Annotated in this window: 18 protein-coding genes; 5 read left to right on the top strand and 13 right to left on the bottom strand. The window is 69.1% G+C overall.

Going from position 1 to position 18206, the window contains the following annotated elements; all coding sequences use genetic code 11:
- Positions 1–33: 33 nt before the first annotated feature.
- Genes U3649_RS03040 through U3649_RS03030 form a run of 3 tightly spaced genes read right to left on the bottom strand, consistent with a single transcriptional unit; the run spans position 34 to position 2697 of the window.
- The gene (locus tag U3649_RS03040; protein ID WP_407353420.1) at positions 34–1515 is read right to left on the bottom strand and encodes an adhesin; all 1482 of its coding nucleotides are present in this window, start codon (positions 1513–1515) and stop codon (positions 34–36) included.
- A 37-nt stretch (positions 1516–1552) separates the two neighbouring features.
- On the bottom strand, positions 1553–2179 hold the full coding sequence (locus tag U3649_RS03035) for a hypothetical protein (RefSeq protein WP_407353419.1): 627 nt from the start codon (positions 2177–2179) through the stop codon (positions 1553–1555).
- A gap of 2 nt (positions 2180–2181) precedes the next feature.
- Positions 2182–2697: a hypothetical protein gene (locus U3649_RS03030; RefSeq protein ID WP_407353418.1), complete on the bottom strand. Its 516-nt coding sequence runs from the start codon at positions 2695–2697 to the stop codon at positions 2182–2184.
- 345 nt (positions 2698–3042) lie between these two features.
- Between U3649_RS03030 and cls the strand changes: the two genes are divergently transcribed.
- The 3 genes from cls to U3649_RS03015 all read left to right on the top strand — a co-directional run bounded on the left by cls (position 3043) and on the right by U3649_RS03015 (position 5671).
- On the top strand, positions 3043–4485 hold the full coding sequence (gene cls / locus U3649_RS03025; protein ID WP_407353417.1) for a cardiolipin synthase: 1443 nt from the start codon (positions 3043–3045) through the stop codon (positions 4483–4485).
- A gap of 114 nt (positions 4486–4599) precedes the next feature.
- Positions 4600–4869, top strand: a complete 270-nt coding sequence (locus U3649_RS03020) for a hypothetical protein (protein ID WP_407353416.1) — start codon at positions 4600–4602, stop codon at positions 4867–4869.
- Positions 4870–4918: 49 nt separating this feature from the next.
- Positions 4919–5671 carry a pyridoxine 5'-phosphate synthase gene (locus U3649_RS03015; RefSeq protein WP_407353415.1) on the top strand — a complete coding sequence of 251 codons (753 nt, stop codon included), beginning with the start codon at positions 4919–4921 and terminating at the stop codon, positions 5669–5671.
- A 428-nt stretch (positions 5672–6099) separates the two neighbouring features.
- Here U3649_RS03015 and U3649_RS03010 read toward each other — a convergent pair whose 3' ends face one another.
- From U3649_RS03010 to dnaA, 10 genes are all read right to left on the bottom strand, one after another.
- A complete protein-coding gene (locus U3649_RS03010) occupies positions 6100–6513 on the bottom strand; it encodes an ExbD/TolR family protein (protein WP_407353414.1) in 414 nt (137 codons plus the stop codon).
- Between the two features lie 12 nt (positions 6514–6525).
- On the bottom strand, positions 6526–6948 hold the full coding sequence (locus tag U3649_RS03005; protein WP_407353413.1) for an ExbD/TolR family protein: 423 nt from the start codon (positions 6946–6948) through the stop codon (positions 6526–6528).
- 27 nt (positions 6949–6975) lie between these two features.
- Positions 6976–7731, bottom strand: a complete 756-nt coding sequence (locus U3649_RS03000) for a MotA/TolQ/ExbB proton channel family protein (RefSeq protein ID WP_407353412.1) — start codon at positions 7729–7731, stop codon at positions 6976–6978.
- Positions 7732–7835: 104 nt separating this feature from the next.
- Positions 7836–8501 carry an energy transducer TonB gene (locus tag U3649_RS02995; protein WP_407353411.1) on the bottom strand — a complete coding sequence of 222 codons (666 nt, stop codon included), beginning with the start codon at positions 8499–8501 and terminating at the stop codon, positions 7836–7838.
- A 160-nt stretch (positions 8502–8661) separates the two neighbouring features.
- Entirely contained in the window at positions 8662–9849 is a 1188-nt protein-coding gene (locus U3649_RS02990; RefSeq protein ID WP_407353410.1) for a tetratricopeptide repeat protein, read from the bottom strand.
- A gap of 110 nt (positions 9850–9959) precedes the next feature.
- Positions 9960–10766: a M48 family metallopeptidase gene (locus tag U3649_RS02985; protein ID WP_407353409.1), complete on the bottom strand. Its 807-nt coding sequence runs from the start codon at positions 10764–10766 to the stop codon at positions 9960–9962.
- 145 nt (positions 10767–10911) lie between these two features.
- Entirely contained in the window at positions 10912–13371 is a 2460-nt protein-coding gene (gyrB, locus tag U3649_RS02980; protein WP_407353408.1) for a DNA topoisomerase (ATP-hydrolyzing) subunit B, read from the bottom strand.
- A gap of 143 nt (positions 13372–13514) precedes the next feature.
- Positions 13515–14600: a DNA replication/repair protein RecF gene (gene recF, locus U3649_RS02975; RefSeq protein WP_407353407.1), complete on the bottom strand. Its 1086-nt coding sequence runs from the start codon at positions 14598–14600 to the stop codon at positions 13515–13517.
- Positions 14601–14685: 85 nt separating this feature from the next.
- Positions 14686–15786, bottom strand: coding sequence for a DNA polymerase III subunit beta (dnaN, locus tag U3649_RS02970; protein WP_407353406.1), 1101 nt, complete (start codon positions 15784–15786; stop codon positions 14686–14688).
- A 257-nt stretch (positions 15787–16043) separates the two neighbouring features.
- Positions 16044–17360 (bottom strand): chromosomal replication initiator protein DnaA, encoded by a 1317-nt coding sequence (gene dnaA, locus U3649_RS02965; RefSeq protein ID WP_407353405.1) that lies wholly within the window; start codon positions 17358–17360, stop codon positions 16044–16046.
- 220 nt (positions 17361–17580) lie between these two features.
- Between dnaA and rpmH the strand changes: the two genes are divergently transcribed.
- Both rpmH and rnpA read left to right on the top strand, forming a co-directional pair.
- The gene (gene rpmH, locus U3649_RS02960) at positions 17581–17721 is read left to right on the top strand and encodes a 50S ribosomal protein L34 (protein WP_013536759.1); all 141 of its coding nucleotides are present in this window, start codon (positions 17581–17583) and stop codon (positions 17719–17721) included.
- Positions 17722–17776: 55 nt separating this feature from the next.
- A complete protein-coding gene (gene rnpA / locus U3649_RS02955; RefSeq protein WP_407353404.1) occupies positions 17777–18205 on the top strand; it encodes a ribonuclease P protein component in 429 nt (142 codons plus the stop codon).
- Position 18206 lies beyond the last annotated feature (1 nt).

Here is an 18206-nt window from a genome sequence, read left to right as displayed (position 1 = left end):
GAAAGCCCGGGAGGTCACGCGTTACGGCAGCGCTTATTCGCCGCCGCCACCACCGCCGCCGGTCGACGGCTGCGCCACGGCCAGGGCCAGGCTGTTGGCCTGCAGGTTGCCCGTGCCCGAGGCGACGTTGACGCCGATGTTGCCGGAGGCGTTGCTGAAGGCGCTGCCCGACAGGCTGGCGGTGTTGGTCGCATCGACCACGACCCACTGCGTGGTGCTGACCGTGCCGCTCAGGCTGGCGACCAGGTCGCTGTAGGACAGTTCGACGAAGCCGAGCTCACCGGACTCGCGACCCCGGTAGCTGCCGCTCTCGTCGGTGTCGAAGGCGAGGCCGCCCACGCCCTGGCGGTACGGGTTCTGCACCGCGCCCTGGCTCTCGTTGTCGAAGTCGGCATGGCCGATGCTGGGGCCGGCCGGATGGTCTTCGCCTTCCCACATGTCGGCGTAGAAGTTGCTCTGCTGGTAGGCGTTGCCGCGGCCGCTGTAGCTGCCCTGGGTGCTGCCGGCGTAGCGGCCGGCGCCCACGCCCACCGACCAGCCCTGGACCGGGCCGCTCAGGCTGACTTCGACGCTGTCGGTCATCTCCTCGACGTGGCCGGCGTTGCTGACGACGTTGCCGGTGGAGATCTGCTTGGAGCTCACGCTCGCCTGCGCATAGGCGCTGGTGGCGACCGACGCCGCGAGCGCGTTCTTCTGCTGGTTGTTGTTGCCGGAGGCGACGTTGGCGCCGATGTTGCCCGAGGCGTTGGCGAACGCGTTGCCGCCGATGCCGGCGGTGTTGGTCACGCCCATGTTGAGCGTCTGGTTGCCGGCGCCGTACTGGTCGACGAAGACCTCGGCGTCGGCCAGGCCGAAGGCGAAGCTGGCGTCCGCGGCCGACAGTGCGGCGGCGTTGTCCTGCACGTTGTTGTCGCCGGCGGCGACGTTGAACGCCAGGTTGCCCGAGGCGTCCGAACCGACATCGTCGCCGATCGAGGCGTCGTTGGTCAGCATGTCGTTCATGCCGACGTTGTCGGTGACCATCTGCCGGTTGTCGATCACGGCGATCGCCGCCGAATCGATCTCGATGTCGCCGGAGATGGTCGGGTCGCCGCTGAAGGCGATGTCTGAGCTGAGCGACAGCTCCTTGTCGAGCTGCACGTTGACGCCGTGCTCGTTGCGCTCGGACCGCACGTCCTCGTTGCGTTCGATGTTCTCGTATTCCTGGTTGGTGGCCAGGCTGTGCGACTCGCTCAGGCTCTGGTCGATGCGCTGGCGCGTGCGCCGGTCGAAGCTGTCGCTGTAGGACAACGCGACGTCGATGTCCTTCGACACGCTCATGTCGAAGCTGGTGTTGCTGGTGCTGGTATTCGTGCTGGTGTTCGTGTTGGTGGTGTAGTTGCGGGTGTCGTCGACGGTGATGTCGTGATCGATCACCACGGTCTCGTTGTACTCGACGTCCTGCGCCTGTGCCGCACCGGCCGTTGCCGCGGCGACCGCAATCGCGAGCGCCGTCCATTTCGTATTCGCTTTCATGATGTCCTCTGCTTTCTCTCTGGAGTGAAGTGCCGGTTCACGGAACGGTCTGCACGGACAGGACCAGCTGGTTGTCCGTCGCATTGCCCGACCCCGCGATCTGATTGAGCTGCAGCACGCCCTCGAAGCCGCGCAGCGCGGAGGCCTCCACGGCGACCTTGCGGCCCGCCGTTTCCGCCCCGCCCTGGCTGGACAGACGCTGCAACCCTGCCGACGCGAGCGCCGGCGACGACAGTTGCTCGTCGCTGGCCTCGCGTATGCCCTGTTGCGCCAACGTCACGGCGACCGCGTTGAGTTCCGCGTTGCCGCTGCCGCTGGCCTGATTGATGGAGGCCAGCCCGCTCGCGCCGGCGAACGCCCGCCCGCCGATGACGGCGGTCGCCTGCGTCGGCGCGTCGAAGGCCTCGGATGCCCGTGCCTGGTGTGCGGCGATCGTGGCCCGTGCCGCGTCGCCGCTGGCGAAGGCGCGCAGGTTGGCTTGCTGGTTGAGATCGCCTGCCGACTGGTTGACCCCGATCGCGCCGCTGGCGCCGTTGAAGGCGCGCTCGTCGATGCGGGTCTCGGCCAGCCAGCCGAGCATCGCGGCGTAGTCGTCGCGTTCCTGCGCCTGCACGCCGGCGAGCGGCAGCAGGGTCAACAGCAGCACGAAACGGAGCGGCGCCATGGTCATGGCCTGCCGTTGCCGTTGCCCGGCATGCTGCCCAGGGGAAACTGCGAGAGCGCGCTGTCGATGTGCCGGCCGATGCCGCGCGTGCTGGTGCCGACGGCACCGAGCGGCGCGCTCAAGGCGCCGTTGATGCCGGCCCCGGAGACGAGTCCGCTCCGCTCCTGGCCGGCCGTCGCGAGACTCCCGGCCACGGCGGTCGCGGCGACCTGCCCGGCCGTCGTGCCGCCCGCGCGGTCCGCCAACTGCAACCGGTTGCCCGAATCGATCGCCGCGAAATCGGCATCGCTCAGCTCGCCGGTCGCCAGCGAACGGTCGATCTCGCGATTCGGCGTCGGATCGGCGATCACCGCCATGCCCGGCGGCATCGGCCGGGCGGCGTGGCGCGCACTGACGTCGCGCAGCAGCACCATCTCGCCGTGCTTCGGCGTGACGCCCGTTCGGGCGCCGGCGGCATCGGCCGCGCTCGGCACGCCGCACAGCAGGCAGAGCGCGAGGATGTGGGTGGGTCTGGACATGCATTGCTCCTTCCGAACGCCAAGGAGTCGACGCACGATCCGTGCCACCTGGATTTTCCAATGAAAACAGCAAGTTGCCTGGCGCTGCCGGCGCCGTGGCGGCGCCCGCGCGTTACAGGGCCCGGTGTTGCGGGAGCTGCCGGGCGCCCTGGGGTGGCGGCGCGACTAGCTTTTCGGAGGTTGCGGGCGCTGTAACGTTTCCGTTACGCCCGGGCTGCAACGGTTTACATGTCGTTCTCGCCTGCGGCACCCGGCGCTGCAGCGCCGCCGGCGTGTTCCGCTCGCGCGGGAGCGGCGCTAGCCTAGGCGCATCGCCGCTTCGGCGGATTCTTCGCAAGGCTTCCGATGCCCGACCTGTTGCAGCGCGGCTGGGACACCCTGACCTCGACCCCGGGCCTGACCGCACTGCTCGTGTTCGGCTGGCTGCTGTACGTGATCTGGCTGGGCGGCTGGATCGTGCTGCAGAAGCGCGAACCGGTCGCGACCTTGAGCTGGCTGCTGGGCCTCGCATTGCTGCCGTATCTCGGCTTCCTGGTCTATCACGTGTTCGGGCCGCAGAAGATCCGGCGCCAACGCTTGCGCCGCGAGAGCAGCCGCGCGCGATTGCCGCGGGAACCGGACGGCTTTTCCAGTCACAGCGACGCCGCCGAACTGGCGAAACTGGCGCATGCGGCCTCCGGCCTGGCGCCGGCCTCGGCCACGGACGCGCGGCTGCTGATCGACGGCGGCCAGACCTACGACGCGCTGCTGGCCGACGTGGCCGCCGCGCGGGTGCACGTCCACCTCGAGTACTACATCTACGACACCGACCATATCGGCACCGTGCTGCGCGACGCGCTCGTCGAGCGCGCCCGGGCCGGGGTGCGGGTGCGGTTGCTGGTCGACGCGGTGGGCAGCGGCCAGCCGCGGCGGTTCTTCGCGCCGCTGACGGACGCCGGCGGCGAGGTAACGTGGTTCCATCCGACCCAGTTCGGCCGCATCTGGCAGCGGCCCTGGCTCAACCTGCGCAACCATCGCAAGATCGTGGTGATCGACGGCCGTATCGGCTACACCGGCGGCATCAACATCAGCGACCACCAGGATGAACGCCGGCGCGACGACGCCTACCGCGACCTGCACCTGCGGCTGGAAGGCGAAGCGGTGCGCCGGCTGCAGAAGGTCTTCGTCGAGGACTGGCTGTACGCCAACGGCGACGAGGCCTGCATCGGCCAGATCGCCGCGCAGACGCCGGCCTGCGACCACGGCCCGGTCGCCGCCCAGGTCCTGTCCTCGGGGCCGGATTCTTCCTGGGAGGCGATCCATCGCCTGCACGTCAGCGTGATCCACGCCGCGCGGTCGCGGGTGTGGCTGGTGACGCCCTACTTCGTGCCCGGCGAGGCGGCGATGATGGCGTTGACCTCGGCGGCGCTGGCAGGGCTCGACGTGCGGCTGCTGCTGCCGCGGCGCTGCGATTCGCTGCTGGTGACGCTGGCGGCGCGCTCCTACTTCGACGCGCTGGTGGAGGCCGGCGTGAAGGTGTACGAGTACGGCCCGCGCCTGCTGCACAGCAAGGCGCTGCTGGTCGACGATTCGCTCGCACTGGTCGGCAGCGCCAACTTCGACAACCGCAGCTTCCGGCTCAATTTCGAGGCCTCGGTGCTGTTCGACGATCGCGCGCTGGCGGCGCAGCTGGCGCGCCACATCGAATCGGAACTGGCGCAGGCATGCCGGGTCCGCCCGCGCGGCGGCCGTCCGCTGCGCGAACGCCTGCCCGAAGCGCTCGCCCGGCTGCTCTCGCCGCTGCTCTGAGCGTCCTCCTCCGGGCGCCGGCTGCGACCGGCGGCCGCAGCGGCCTGCCGGACGGCTGCCAGTCCGCACGACTGGGGGTAGACTGGCAGATCTTCGTGGAGGGAGGGATTCCGCATGCCCTGGTTGTTCCTGCTGCTGGCCATCGCCGCGTTCGCGATCGCGATGGCGACTTCCTCGCTGGCGTTGGCCGTGGTCTGCATCCTGGCCGCGCTGGCGCTGCTGGCGATCTGGGTCATGGGCCTGCTGGCGCAACGCGTCGGCAGCCAGAGCCGCGACGACACGATGATGATCGACCCGCAGGAGCTGCGGCGCCTGCGCGAGCAGGCCGAGGCGCGGCGCGCGAACGAGCGCGTGGCCGCATCGGGCGAAGCGCCGCCGCCTTGAGCCGCGCGGACGTGCCGGTGGCGTCTTCTGCGCACGGCGGGCGTGGGCGATGACCCGCCTCAGCGTCAATCTCAACAAGGTGGCGCTGCTGCGCAACGCGCGCGGCGGCGGCGACCCGGACGTGCTCGAGGCCGCGCGCACCTGCCTGGACGCGGGCGCCCACGGCATCACCGTGCATCCGCGGCCGGATGCACGCCATGCCCGCCGCGACGACGTGCTGGCGCTGGCGGCGCTGTGCCGGCAGCGCGGGGTCGAGTTCAACCTGGAGGGCAATCCGTTCGCGCCGCCGCGGCCGGGTTATCCCGGGTTCCTCGCCCTGTGCGCCGAGGCGCGCCCGCAGCAGGCCACCCTGGTGCCCGACGGGGACGGCCAGCTGACTTCCGATCACGGCTTCGATTTCGAACGCGATGGCGATCGCCTGCGCGCGCCGGTCGCCGAGCTGCGCGCCCTCGGATGCCGGGTCAGCCTGTTCGCCGATGCCGGCGCGGCGGTCGGGCAGGCCGCGGCGATCGGCGCCGACCGGATCGAACTCTATACCGGGCCGTTCGCCGAAGCGCATGCCCGCAGCGATGCCGGCCCGGTCGCAAGCGATTGCGCCGGGACCGCAAGGCGCGCGCGCGATGCCGGGCTCGGGGTCAACGCCGGGCACGATCTGAACCAGGCGAATCTCGGCGCCTTTCTGGCCGCGGTCCCCGGGGTGCTCGAGGTGTCGATCGGCCACGCCCTGATCGGCGAAGCGCTGTATGCCGGACTTGCGCCCACCGTCGAACGCTACCTTCGGCTGCTGGACGCCGCCCGCTAGACGCTCCGCTGCCGGGATACCGGCCGGCTGTTGCTCGTAAGCGCTTTTGCCACGGATCGACGCGGATGAACGCGGGCAAGGGACAGACAACCTGACTCGCCACAGGCCCGTGCCGCGGCGCAACCCGCTCGGTGGACGAGCCCTTCCTCAGAAAGGGAACGGCGCCTCATGGGAGGCCCCGCGCAGTGTCCAGGGCCGGCGCGGCGCCCCGCGCACCCCACACCAGAACGGAGCCGGCATGCGAATCGCGTACATCGCGCGCCGCGTCGCGACTTCCGTCGCTCCCACAAGGAGGCGGTGGCCGGCTCAAGTGTGCGTTTTCCCGCGTTGGGAGAAGAACAAAAAAACGCCGCCCGGAGGGCGGCGTCGAAGTTCGGTAAGCATCCGACCGGCGCGCTGCAGGCGACGCCGGCCGGGGTACGGCGTGTCTACTTCTTGACGAAGCCGATCTTGAGCATCTGCGCGTTCTTGGCCTGCGCCAGCACCTTGGCCAGGACCCCGTAATCGGAATCCTCGCTGGCATCGATCTCGAGCGTCGGCTGGTTGGTCGGATCGCGCTGGACCTCGGCCTCCATCATGTTGCGCAGCGCCGACAAGGGCGTCGGGCTGTCGTTCCAGTACACCTGGCCCGCCGGGTCGATGCGCAGCCGGATCGGTTCCGGCGGATCGAGCGGGTTCTCCGGCGGATTGAGCGACTTCTGCGGCAGATCGATGTCGATCGGATACGACAGCTGCGGCGCCGTCACCATGAAGATGATCAGCAGCACCAACATCACGTCCGCGAGCGGAATGATGTTGATGTCGGCCATCGGGCCTTCGCCGGCATCGGAACTGAATGCCATCGTGGGTCTCCGTTAGTTTTGTTCGCGGGTGGCGACGAAGCCGACCTTGCGCATGCCCTGGGCCTGCGCAATGGTGACCACCTCGTTCACCACGCGGTACTTCGTGGTCGCGTCGCCGCGCACGTTGACCGGCGGCTGCGGCGTCTTCTGCGCCTCGACCGAGAGCGCGCTTTCGAGCAACTCCCGGCTGACCGGCTGGTCGTTGAGGTAGATCTGGCCCTGCTCGGTCACCGCGATGGTGATCGGCGGCGCCGGCGGCGCCTCCTCCGGCCGTTCGTCCAGGTTGGCTTTCGGCAGATCGACCTTGATCTTGTGCGCCATCAGAGGTGCCGTGACCATGAAGATGATCAGCAGCACCAGCATCACGTCGACCAGCGGCACGACGTTGATCGTCGCCATCGGCTTGCCGCCACCCTCATTGCTACTGAACGCCATAACCGGCCTCCGTCAAGTCTCGCCGAATCAGCGCTGGGCCGGCACTTCGCCGACGCGTGCACCGGTGGCGAAGAAGTCGTGCAGGTCATGCGCGAAGGTATCGAGCTTGTTGTTGGTGATCCGGTTGGTGCGGGTGAAGAAGTTGTAACCCAGCACCGCCGGGATCGCGACGCCCAGACCGATCGCGGTCATGATCAGCGCCTCGCCGACCGGACCGGCCACCGCGCCGATGTCGGCCTGGCCGCTGGCGCCGATGCGGATCAGGGCGCGGTAGATGCCCCACACCGTACCGAGCAGACCGACGAACGGGGCGGTCGAGCCGACCGTCGCCAACAGGGTCAGGCCGCTCTCGAGCCGCAGCGATTCGCGGGTCACGGCCTGGCGCAGGGCGCGATCGACGAACTCGGAGCGGTTCAGCGACTCGACCAGGCGCGAGCCCTCGTGGCGCTGGTGGTGGGCCGCGGCCTGGGCGGCGTCGAGCGCGACCTTGGAGAACGGCTCGCTACGGGGCTGCTCTTCCATGTAACGGATCGCGTCCTGCGCGTTCGGGGTTTCCCAGAACGTGCTGATCACGCGATCGGAGCTCGAACGCAGGCGCGCGTTCTTGATGAAGTTGAAGATGATCCAGTAGATCGACATCGCGGACATCGCGAGGAGGGTGCAAAGCACCACCCAGCCGACGATATCCAGATGGGTGATCATGTCCGCGAAGCCCATCTGCTGCAGCGCTGCGGCGCTGTCGGCGGCTCCGGTGACAGGTGCGTTGGTGGTTTCCTGCAGCATGACGCTTACCTTTGAGTGTTGAAGTTTGGAGTTATGGGGTGAATCGGTGGAGCGGAACGGGTGTTACGGGCGCAACATCTATCTGGTAACCGGACCCGGCACGATCATCCGCCGAGGTTGAAGTCCACCGGCACGCGCACGCGCCCGGCCGATGGCCGGCCGTCGACGGTGGCCGGATTGAAGCGCCACTTGCGCGCGGCCTGCATGGCGGCGCGGTCGAGGTCGCGGTTGCGGCTGGACTTCTCCACCGAGACGTTGGTGACGTTGCCCTGCGCATCGACGTCGACGATCAGCACCACCGTGCCCTCGATGCCGGCACGCAGCGCCGACGGCGGGTACCTGGGCGGGTTCATGTTCTTCGAGGAGATATCGACGCTGGCACCGATGTCGGCCTGCGGCGCGGGCGGCGCCGGTGGCGCCGGCGGCGGGGCCGGCACGTCGACCGGGGACGGCTCGTCGAACACCACCGGCGGCTCTTCCGGCGGCGGCGGCGTCGGCGAGGGCTGCGGCGGCACGAGTTCCTTGATCTCCTGCTTCGGCGGCTCCGGCGGCGGCGGCGGCGGCGGCGGGGGCGGCGGCGGCGGCTCGATGATCACCACCTGGGTGACCTCTTCCTCTTCGGGCCCCGTCTGGGGTGGGTTGACCGGAGCCAGCAGCAGCAGCACGGCAGCCGCGTGGAGCGCAATCACCATGGTGAAACCGGCGATGCGCGCCCAGTTGAGGCCTTCGTCTTCTTCGCTCTTGTCGATCGTCGGCAAGCGTTGCGTCATGCGGGGGAACTCAAGTCTGTCCGGACGCCGGAGCGCCCCGGTCTAGTTGTTCGGATACCCGCGGCCGCGATTTCGACGACGGGAATTCCCAAGTCTATACCAATCCTGGCACCGGTGACCAATCGACCGGAAACGTTTCCGGCCGGCCGGCCGAACCGCCTCATCGGGCAAGCAACTGCTGCGCTTCCTCGGGCCGCTTCAAGCCCTTTTCGAGCGCCTGCTGGGCGGCCTGCTTGGCTTCGGCATCGCGGCCTTCGCCGGCCAGGATCTTGGCGAGATTCAGGTACGACTCGCCGTTGTCGCTGAGCGGCGCCGCCTTCTGATAGGCCTCGATCGCCGGTTCGATCTGGTCCGAGAAATAGTAGGCCTGGGCCAACGCCACGTAGGTCTGGTGGTCTTCCTTCAGCACGCCCTTCTGCAGGCCGTCCTTGATCACCTCGATCGCCTTCTGCTCGCCGCCCTCGCTGTTGATGTGCAGCGCGACCAGGTTGCGGTACTCGCGGTCCTCGGTCAGCTGGCCCTCGGCGCGCAGCTTCTCCAGTATCTCGATCGCCTTGTCGTCGCGCTCGGCCTGCATGTACATGCTCGCCAGGTTGAGCTGCGAACGCTTGTCCCCCGGCGACTGGCTCGCGATCTGCTCGGCGAGTGCGGTCGCCTCGGCGGTCTGTCCGGTTTCGGCGTAGGCGGCCATCAACGCCTGGACCCAACCGTTGTTCGGCGTCTCCGAAGCCTCGATCGCCTGCTTGAGGGCGGGTACCGCCTCGGCGTATCGCTCGGCCTGGTACAGCAGCTGTCCCTTCAACGCCAGGTCCTCGGGCCTGTCGCTCCGCGTCTCGGTGAGGTAGCGGTCCAGCGTCGCCAGGCTCTCGTCCGTCTGCTCGTCCTGCGCCTGCAGCTGCGCCAGCATCATCATCGACTGGTAGTGGCCGTTGTTGTCGAGCGCGTCGAGTTCGACGGTCTGCTGCAGGTAGGCCTTGGCGGCCTCGAAGTCGTCCTGGTTGTAGGCGGCATTGGCGGCCAGCTGTGCGGCGTAGGCCTTGTCGTAATCGTTGGCGCGCTCCTCGGCGAGGATCTCGTCGGCGAGCTCGCGCACCTGCGCGTACTGGTCCTTCTCGAAGGCGGTGCCGAGCTTGTTCAACCGCGAGCCCATCCGCGACGAGGCGCTCTCGCCGGGCGCTTCACGGGTCGCCTGCGGATACAGTTCCTCGGCCTTCGGTGCGCGATCGCGCCGCGACTGGCATTGCTCGACCGTGGCGTTCGCCGGCGATTGCGCGACGGCGGTATCGGCGCCGAGCGTGGCGGCGACCGCCAGCGCGAGCAGGGCGGGCGCGTGGATCATCGATTTCATTGCATCACCTTCTCTTGTTGCCTGGGAACGCCGGTCGAATCGGCCGGATGGAAAAATCGTCGGGCGTCCTTACCCCGGAGGCGCGATGATGCCGGTGCCGCGCCTGCGGCTCAACCACACTTCGGGACGCGACCGCCGGCGCGCGCCTGTTCGTACGTGGGCACCAGGCGGGCCGCGCGCGACTGCAGTTCGCCGATGCGGCTTTGCGGATCCGGGTGGGTCGACAGCCACTGCGGCGGGCGGCTGCCGCCCGCGGCGATCATGTTCTGCCACAGGCGGACGGCCGCGCGCGGGTCGAAGCCCGCGCTCGCCATCAGCTGTTGGCCGACCACGTCGGCCTCGCTTTCCTGCGCGCGCGATCCGGGCAGGAGAAAGCCGGCCTGCGCGGCGATGCTGCCGCCCTGCACCGCGGCGTTGCCGACGCCCTCGCCGTAGCGCGAGCCGAGCAGCGACCCGACCACCTGCAGCGCACCGGAAGCGCCGGCCTGGCGGGTGATGCGCTCGTCGTGATGGCGCGAGGTCACATGCCCGATCTCGTGCGCGATCACCGCCGCCAGCTGGTCCTGGTCCCGGGCGACCCCGAAGATCCCGGTGTACACCCCGACCTTGCCCCCGGGCAGCGCGAACGCGTTGGGGTTGTCGTCGACGAACACCGCGGACTCCCAGCCGATCCGCTGCGCCTCGGGCGGCAGCTGGCGCACGATCGCATTGACGACACAGCTCACGTAGGCGGTCTGGCGGCTGTCGTTGCTGACCCTCTGCTTGGCCTTCATCTCGGCGAACGCCTGCGCGCCCAGCTGGTTGAGCTGCGCCTCGGGAACCGCACCGACGTACTGGGTGCGCCCGGTCGGCGAGATGGTGGTGGCGCACGCCGACAGCGCGAAAACGACACCGAGCGCAAGCAGGAACGGTTTCATGGCGGAAGTCCGGGGAATCGGCTGCCGTTGTAGAACGGCGGTGATTAAAATTTCGTCAAGCGAGCCATGCCGTCGACGCGGGCCCGGTCGCTGGCGCGACCAGGATACGCGGCCCGCGTGTCAGCCTCGTGACCGGGGCGAGGCATCAGATATCCAGGTTGGCGACCTTCAGCGCGTTGTCCTCGATGAATCCCCGGCGCGGCTCGACCACGTCGCCCATCAGCGTGCTGAAGATCTGGTCGGCCGCCACCGCGTCCTCGATCCGCACCTGCAACAGGCGGCGGGTCTCCGGGTTGACCGTGGTTTCCCACAGCTGCTCCGGATTCATCTCGCCCAGGCCCTTGAAGCGCTGGATCTGCCGGCCCTTCTTGGCCTCGTCGAGCAGCCAGGCCTGGGCCTCGGCGAAACTGGCGACCGGCTGGCTGCGGTTGCCGCGGACGATGCGGCCGCCGCTGCGCACCAGGCCGTGCAGCAGCGCCGCGCACTCGCGCAGCGCCCGCAGTTCGCCGCCCTCGAATGCGGCCAGCGGCAGCACCTGCTGCTGCTCCACGCCCATGTGCCGGCGGACGATCAGCAAGGTGGCCGGCACCCCTTCGCCGCCGCGCTGCAGCTGCAGCGCGTAACGCGGGCGGCCCAGGCCGCTGCGGTTGAGCCGCGCCTCCAGGCCATCGAGCACCTGCCGCGCCTGCGCGTCGTCGCCGAGATGGGCGGCGTCGAGCGGCGCCGCGTCGATCAGCGCCTCCAGCACGGCCGGGTCGTAGCGATGGGCGTTGCGGGCGATGGCCTCGCGCGCGCCGGCGTAGGCCAGCAACAGCTTCTCGAGCTGGATGCCCTCGACCGGAGGTTCGCCCTCGGCCGGAACCAGCGAGGCGCCCTCGACCGCGTTGCCGGCCAGATAGGCATCGAGCGCGGCATCATCCTTGAGGTACAGCTCGCTCTTGCCCTGCTTGACCTTGTACAACGGCGGCAGCCCGATGTAGACGTGGCCGCGCTCGATCAATTCCGGCATCTGCCGATAGAAGAACGTCAGCAGCAGGGTGCGGATGTGGCTGCCGTCGACGTCGGCGTCGGTCATCAGGATGATGCGGTGGTAGCGCAGCTTGTCGGGGTTGTACTCGTCCTTGCCGATCCCGGTGCCGAGCGCGGTGATCAGGGTGCCGACCTCGGCGCTGCCGAGCATTCGATCGAAGCGCGCGCGCTCGACGTTGAGGATCTTGCCCTTCAGCGGCAGGATCGCCTGGGTCTTGCGGTTGCGGCCCTGCTTGGCGGAACCGCCGGCCGAGTCGCCCTCGACGATGAACAGTTCCGACAACGCCGGATCCTTCTCCTGGCAATCGGCCAGCTTGCCCGGCAGGCCGGCGATATCCAGCGCGCCCTTGCGCCGGGTCAGGTCGCGGGCCTTGCGCGCGGCCTCGCGGGCGCGGGCGGCATCGACGATCTTGCTGGTGATGGCGCGCGCCTCGGCGGGGTTTTCCTGCAGGAACTCCTCCAAACGTGCGGCGAACGTGCTCTCAACCACGGGTCTCACGTCGGATGAGACCAACTTTTCCTTGGTCTGCGACGAGAAGCTCGGGTCCGGCACCTTCACCGACAGCACCGCGATCATGCCCTCGCGCATGTCGTCGCCGGACAGGCTGATCTTGGCCTGGCGGGCGATGCCGTTCTGCTCGATGTAATTGCTCAAGGTGCGGGTGAGCGCCGCGCGGAAGCCGATCAGGTGGGTGCCGCCGTCCTTCTGCGGGATGTTGTTGGTGAAGCAGAACATCGTCTCTTGGTAGCTGTCGGTCCACTGCAGGGCGACGTCGACGGTGATGCCGTTCTGCTCGCCGCTCACCGAGATCACGTTGGGGTGCAGCGGGGTCTTGAGTTGCGCCAGGTGCTCGACGAAGGAGCGGATGCCGCCCTCGTACTCGAACACGTCGCGACGCGCCTCGCCGCGTTCGTCGCCGCGTTCGTCGACCAGGGTGATGCGCACGCCGGAATTGAGGAACGACAGTTCGCGCAGGCGCCGGGCGAGGATGTCGTAATGGAACTCGGTGTCGGTGAAGATCTCTGCCGCCGGCTTGAACCGCAGCAGGGTGCCGCGCTTGTCCGACTCCTCCAGCGCTTTCAGCGGGTACAGCGGTTCGCCCAGTGCGTATTCCTGCCGGTAGTGCCGGCCACCGCGCCAGATGTCCAGCCACAGGTGCTCGGACAGTGCATTGACCACCGAGACGCCGACGCCATGCAGGCCGCCGGACACCTTGTAGCTGTTGTCGTCGAACTTGCCGCCGGCATGTAGCACGGTGAGGATCACCTCCGCGGCGGACACGCCTTCTTCCTTGTGCACGTCGACCGGAATGCCGCGGCCGTTGTCCCAGACCCCCACCGAACCGTCCGGGTGGATCGTGACCACGATGTCGTCGGCATGGCCGGCCAGCGCCTCGTCGACCGCATTGTCGACCACCTCGAACACCATGTGGTGCAGGCCGGTCCCGTCGTGCACGTCGCCGATGTACATGCCGGGACGCTTGCGCACCGCCTCCAGGCCGCGCAGCACGGTGATCTTGCTGGAATCGTATTCGGTGCCGCCCGGCGCGGGCGGCGAAGGGATCTGGTCGGTCATTCGCGTCTTCTGGGCTGGGCGGGTCCCGTTCGCCACCATCGCGCCGGCCCATGGCCGGCACACAATAGCTATAGGGACGCAACGGCCGATTATAGCATCGCGGCCGCCGCCGATCGCGCCGGGGCGACGCGGCGAAAGGGGGCTCAGGCCGGAGTCAGCACACCCTGTTCCACGTGGAACAGACGCAGATCGGAACCGGCCGCCTCCATCCCCGCTGGCCAGTCGGTGGCGGTGACGAAGACCTGGGCCTCGCCCTCCCGCAGCAGCGACAGCACCCGTTGCCGGTGGCCGGCGTCGAGTTCCGAGGCCAGGTCGTCGAACAGCATCACCGGCCATTCGCCGCGGCGAGCGGCGTAGTCGCTGGCCTGCGCCAGCAGGCAGGCCAGCGCCGCGAGCTTGCTCTGCCCGCGCGACAGCGGTTCACGGTTCGGCGCGCTGGCGAAGTCGACGCGCCAGTCGGCCCGGTGCGGCCCGACCCCGGTGTGGCCGAGCAACCGGTCGCGCTCGCGCGACAACAACAGCGCGTCCTCGAGTCCGAGTTCGCCGCGCCGCCAGCCCGGCTGGTACGCCAGCGTCGCAGTGCCCAGCATCGGTGCGATGCGCGCCACGGTGGCCGCCAGCACCGGCTGCAGCCGTTCCAGGTAATCCTCGCGGAATCGGGTCAACGGCTCGCCGGCCAGGGCCAGCTCCCGGTCCCAGACGTCGAGCTGGTCCGTCGGTGCGCCGGACTTCAGCAGCGCGTTGCGCTGCTTCAAGGCCCGGCCATAGCGTCGCCACAAGGCCAGGAACTTCGGTTCCACGTGGAACAGACCCCAATCCACGAAGCGCCTGCGCGGTTCGCCGCCGCCCGAGACCAGGGCGTGGCTGCCCGGCTCGAAGCTGACGACGGCCAGGGCGGCACATAGGTCGCCCAGCTGCGCCACGGGCTGGCCGTCGACGCGCCCCTGCCAGCTCTGGCCGCCGTGGCGCAGGCCGGCACGACGTTCGCGGGGCTGCGGGCGCTCCGACCATTCCACGTAGACTTCCAGCGCTGCAGCGCCGGTCCGGATCAGCCCGTCCCGCACCCGGCCGCGGAAGCTGCGCCCATAGGCCATCAGGTGCAACGCTTCGAGCACGCTGGTCTTGCCCGCCCCGTTGCCGCCGACCAGCAGGTTGAGCGCCGGTCCCGGCGTCACATCCACCTCGGCCAGCCGGCGCAGGTCGCGAATCGACAGCCGGGTCACGTGCATGCCGCAACCTCCCGGGCCGGGACCCAGGAAGCAAAACGCCCGGACCATGCCGGGCGTTCTGGTTTCACGTGGAACCCGATGGCGTTCACAGCCGCAGCGGCATCACCACGTGGCGGCACTTGTCGTTGCCGGCCTCGCGGACCAGCGCCGACGAGTTCGCGTCGCGCAGCTGCAGGACCACGTGCTCCTCGCGCAGCGCCGACAGGGCATCGAGCAGGTAGTTGACGTTGAAGCCGACCGCCAGGTCGTCGACATTGGTCTCGGCCTCGACTTCCTCCTGCGCCTCCTCCTGCTCGGGATTGTGGGCGCTGATCTTGAGCTGCCCGGGCGAGACCTCGATCCGCACGCCGCGGTACTTCTCGTTGGACAGGATCGCCGCGCGCTGCAGCGACGCCCGCAACGCCTCGCGTTCGATCCGCACCTCGCGATCGGCGCCGATCGGGATCACCGCCTCGTAGTCGGGAAACCGCCCGTCGATCAGCTTGGTGGTGAAGGTGACGTCGTCGCGCCGGACCCGCAGATGGTTGCGGTCCATCTCCAGCTCGAGTTCGCGATCGACGCCCTCGAGCAGGCGCTGCAGCTCCTGGATGCCCTTGCGCGGCACGATGATCTGCCGCTTGTTGCTCACGCTGGCCTCCAGCGGCGCCTCGCACAACGCCAGGCGGTGGCCGTCGGTGGCCACGCAGCGCAGGTGGCGGTCGCCGAGGTCGAACAGCAGGCCGTTGAGGTAATAGCGCACGTCCTGCTGCGCCATCGCGAACGCCGTGCGCTCGATCAGCTCCTTGAGCACCGCCTCGGGCACCTGCACCCGCTCGGTGGTCTCGACGTCGTCGATCGCCGGGAAGTCGTTGGCCGGCAGGCTGGCCAGGGTGAAGCGGCTGCGGCCCGCCTGCACCGTGACCTTGTCGCCGGACTGCGAGACCGTGACCTTGCTGCCGTCGGGCAGGGCGCGGACGATCTCGAACAGCTTGCGTGCCGGGATCGTGGTCTCCCCGTCCTGGGCGTCGTCGACCGGGGTCCGCGCGACCATCTCCACTTCCAGGTCGGTCCCGGTCAGCGAGAGACGGCCGTCGGCCACCTGGACCAACAGATTGGCGAGCACCGGCAGGGTCTGCCGCCGTTCGACGACGTTGACCACCTGCGCCAACGGTTTCAGAAAGACTTCGCGTTGCAGACTGAAGCGCATGCCGGTCGTGTCCCCATGCCCGAGATTGAAGAGATTGGATAAAAACAAAAACTGGTGGTGGTGGAGCCCGGGTTTTCGGGCGATAACTCACTTAAGTTGTTGATATTGAAGAGTTTAAACCGCACACAACTGGGTGGATAACGGCTTCCTCCGACGACCGACAACCTGTGGATAGAATCGGCGGGATCATTCCATCCCCGGGTTGTCCACAACTTGTCCGGCGCCTGTCCACCGGGCTCGCACGTGCATCCTTGCCGTCACTCGCTGAGCTTGCGGATCAGCTTGTCCCAGTCCTCGCGCAGCTTGCCGTCGGTTTCCATCAGGTGCTTGATCTGGCGGCAGGCGTGCAGCACGGTGGTGTGGTCGCGCCCGGCGAACGCGTCGCCGATCTCAGGCAGGCTGTGCTCGGTCAGCTCCTTCGCCAGGGCCATCGCCACCTGTCGGGGGCGGGCCAGCGAGCGGGTGCGTCGCTTGGACAGCAAGTCCTTGATCTGCAGACCGTAGTAGTCTGCCACGGTCTTCTGGATATTGGCGATGCCGACGCTGTGCATCTGCGCGCGCAGCAGGTCGCGCAGGGTTTCCTGGGCGAACTCCGGGGTGATGCTGCGGCCGGTGAAGTTGGCGCGCGCGACCAGGGTGTTGAGCGCGCCCTCCAGGTCGCGCACGTTGGAGCGCATCTTCTTGGCGATCAGGAAGGCGACGTCCTCGGGGATCAGCGCACCGCGCTCGCTCGCCTTCGACAGCACGATCTGCGCACGGGTCTCGAAGTCGGGCGGGTCGATCGCCACCGACAGGCCCCAGGCCAGGCGCGACTTGAGGCGCGGCTCGAGGCCGTCGACCTCGCGCGGGAAGCGGTCGCAGGTCATGATGATCTGCTGGCGGCCGTCGAACAGCGCGTTGAAGGTGTGGAAGAACTCCTCCTGGGTGCGCTCCTTGCCGGCGAAGAACTGGATGTCGTCGATCAGCAGCGCGTCGACCTGCTGGAATTGGCGCTTGAAGCCGTCCATCGCCTTGTCCTGCAAGGCGCGCATCATCGCGCTGAAGAACTGTTCCGAGCGCAGGTACAGCACCCGCACCGACGGGTTCTGGCGCCGCATCTCGTTGCCGGCGGCGAACATCAGGTGGGTCTTGCCCAGGCCGGTGCTGCCGTAGAGCAGCAGCGGGTTGTGGGCGCGGTCGCCGGGCTTCTGCGCCGCCTGCCAGGCCGCGGCGCGGCCGAGCTGGTTGCTGCGGCCCTCGACGAAGTTCTCGAAGGTGTAGTGGCTGTCGAGATTGCCGTGGAACGCCTCGGCCGCCGCCGGCGCGTGCGCGATCACCGGCAGGGTGTCCAGGCTCGTCCGCGGCAGCGAGCCGATCTCGAGCGCGACCTCGGCGCTGCCGGAGAAGTGCCCCAGCAGCTCGCGGATCCGGGTCAGGTAGCGCGAACGCACCTCGTCGCGGACGAACGCATTGGGCGCGTACAGCACCGTGGTGTCGTCGCGGCGGGCGGCCTGCAACGGCTTGAGCCAGGTATGGACGTCTTCGGCCGGAAACTCGGCTTCGAGGCGTTCGAGACAGCGGGGCCAGGCATCCATCGGGCGTTGCGTCTAGGGTCGGCAAAGGCGCCGGACAACGGCAACCGTCGCGGCGCGGGCGGGGAGGGAGTGAGCCGGCAGACTACCATCGCGCCCGGTGGGGCGCATCATCGCGGACGCCGTGCGCGGCAGGCCGCGCCGCCGCCATGGTTGACCGGCCCGCCGTGCCGCCGCTAGAATCGCCGGTTCTTTCCGTCGCGCACCGCACGAGAGTTCCACCATGGCCACCAAGCGCACCTACCAGCCCAGCAACCTCAAGCGCAAGCGCGACCACGGGTTCCGTGCCCGCATGAAGACCGCCGACGGCCGCAAGATCCTCGCCCGCCGCCGCGCCAAGGGTCGCAAGCGCCTGACGGCCTGACGCCGTCGTTCGCACGGGCGACGCGTCGCCCCCGTTCCCGAGCGCCCGTTTTCCGATGACCGCCGGCTTCCCGAAGCAGGCCCGCGTTCGCGCGCGCGCCGATTTCGACCGCGTGTTCAAGCACGCCCGGCGCACGGCGTCCCCGCTGATGGCGTTGCACTGGCTCGACGACGCGTCGCCGCCGCGGCTCGGCCTGGCCGTCTCGCGCAAGGTCGATCGCAACGCGGTCGGACGCAACCGCATCAAGCGCGTGCTGCGCGAACAGTTCCGAAGCCTGCGTGCGCAATTGCGCCCGGGCGCCTACGTGGTGGTCGCGCGCGCCGCGGCCGCTCAGGCGTCCCCCGCCGCGCTGCGCGCGGGCTTCGCCGCGGTGCTCGCGCGCGCCGGTGCGTTGCCGCCGGCGGCGGCGGGCGGCACAATGCCGGGCGCTTCCTCCTCTCCCATCCCGCCCCACGTCCCTGCGCCGGATCCTCGCGGCGAATGAG

The organism is Luteimonas sp. R10, assembly GCF_045689605.1.
Lineage (GTDB): Bacteria > Pseudomonadota > Gammaproteobacteria > Xanthomonadales > Xanthomonadaceae > Luteimonas.
This window is presented reverse-complemented; position numbering and strand designations above follow the sequence as displayed.

Coding starts and splice junctions, on each gene's coding strand:
- U3649_RS03040 (WP_407353420.1), bottom strand. CDS start 1,515: ATGAAAGCGAATACGAAATGGACGGCGCTCGCGATTGCGGTCGCCGCG.
- U3649_RS03035 (WP_407353419.1), bottom strand. CDS start 2,179: ATGGCGCCGCTCCGTTTCGTGCTGCTGTTGACCCTGCTGCCGCTCGCC.
- U3649_RS03030 (WP_407353418.1), bottom strand. CDS start 2,697: ATGTCCAGACCCACCCACATCCTCGCGCTCTGCCTGCTGTGCGGCGTG.
- cls (WP_407353417.1), top strand. CDS start 3,043: ATGCCCGACCTGTTGCAGCGCGGCTGGGACACCCTGACCTCGACCCCG.
- U3649_RS03020 (WP_407353416.1), top strand. CDS start 4,600: ATGCCCTGGTTGTTCCTGCTGCTGGCCATCGCCGCGTTCGCGATCGCG.
- U3649_RS03015 (WP_407353415.1), top strand. CDS start 4,919: ATGACCCGCCTCAGCGTCAATCTCAACAAGGTGGCGCTGCTGCGCAAC.
- U3649_RS03010 (WP_407353414.1), bottom strand. CDS start 6,513: ATGGCATTCAGTTCCGATGCCGGCGAAGGCCCGATGGCCGACATCAAC.
- U3649_RS03005 (WP_407353413.1), bottom strand. CDS start 6,948: ATGGCGTTCAGTAGCAATGAGGGTGGCGGCAAGCCGATGGCGACGATC.
- U3649_RS03000 (WP_407353412.1), bottom strand. CDS start 7,731: ATGCTGCAGGAAACCACCAACGCACCTGTCACCGGAGCCGCCGACAGC.
- U3649_RS02995 (WP_407353411.1), bottom strand. CDS start 8,501: ATGACGCAACGCTTGCCGACGATCGACAAGAGCGAAGAAGACGAAGGC.
- U3649_RS02990 (WP_407353410.1), bottom strand. CDS start 9,849: ATGAAATCGATGATCCACGCGCCCGCCCTGCTCGCGCTGGCGGTCGCC.
- U3649_RS02985 (WP_407353409.1), bottom strand. CDS start 10,766: ATGAAACCGTTCCTGCTTGCGCTCGGTGTCGTTTTCGCGCTGTCGGCG.
- gyrB (WP_407353408.1), bottom strand. CDS start 13,371: ATGACCGACCAGATCCCTTCGCCGCCCGCGCCGGGCGGCACCGAATAC.
- recF (WP_407353407.1), bottom strand. CDS start 14,600: ATGCACGTGACCCGGCTGTCGATTCGCGACCTGCGCCGGCTGGCCGAG.
- dnaN (WP_407353406.1), bottom strand. CDS start 15,786: ATGCGCTTCAGTCTGCAACGCGAAGTCTTTCTGAAACCGTTGGCGCAG.
- dnaA (WP_407353405.1), bottom strand. CDS start 17,360: ATGGATGCCTGGCCCCGCTGTCTCGAACGCCTCGAAGCCGAGTTTCCG.
- rpmH (WP_013536759.1), top strand. CDS start 17,581: ATGGCCACCAAGCGCACCTACCAGCCCAGCAACCTCAAGCGCAAGCGC.
- rnpA (WP_407353404.1), top strand. CDS start 17,777: ATGACCGCCGGCTTCCCGAAGCAGGCCCGCGTTCGCGCGCGCGCCGAT.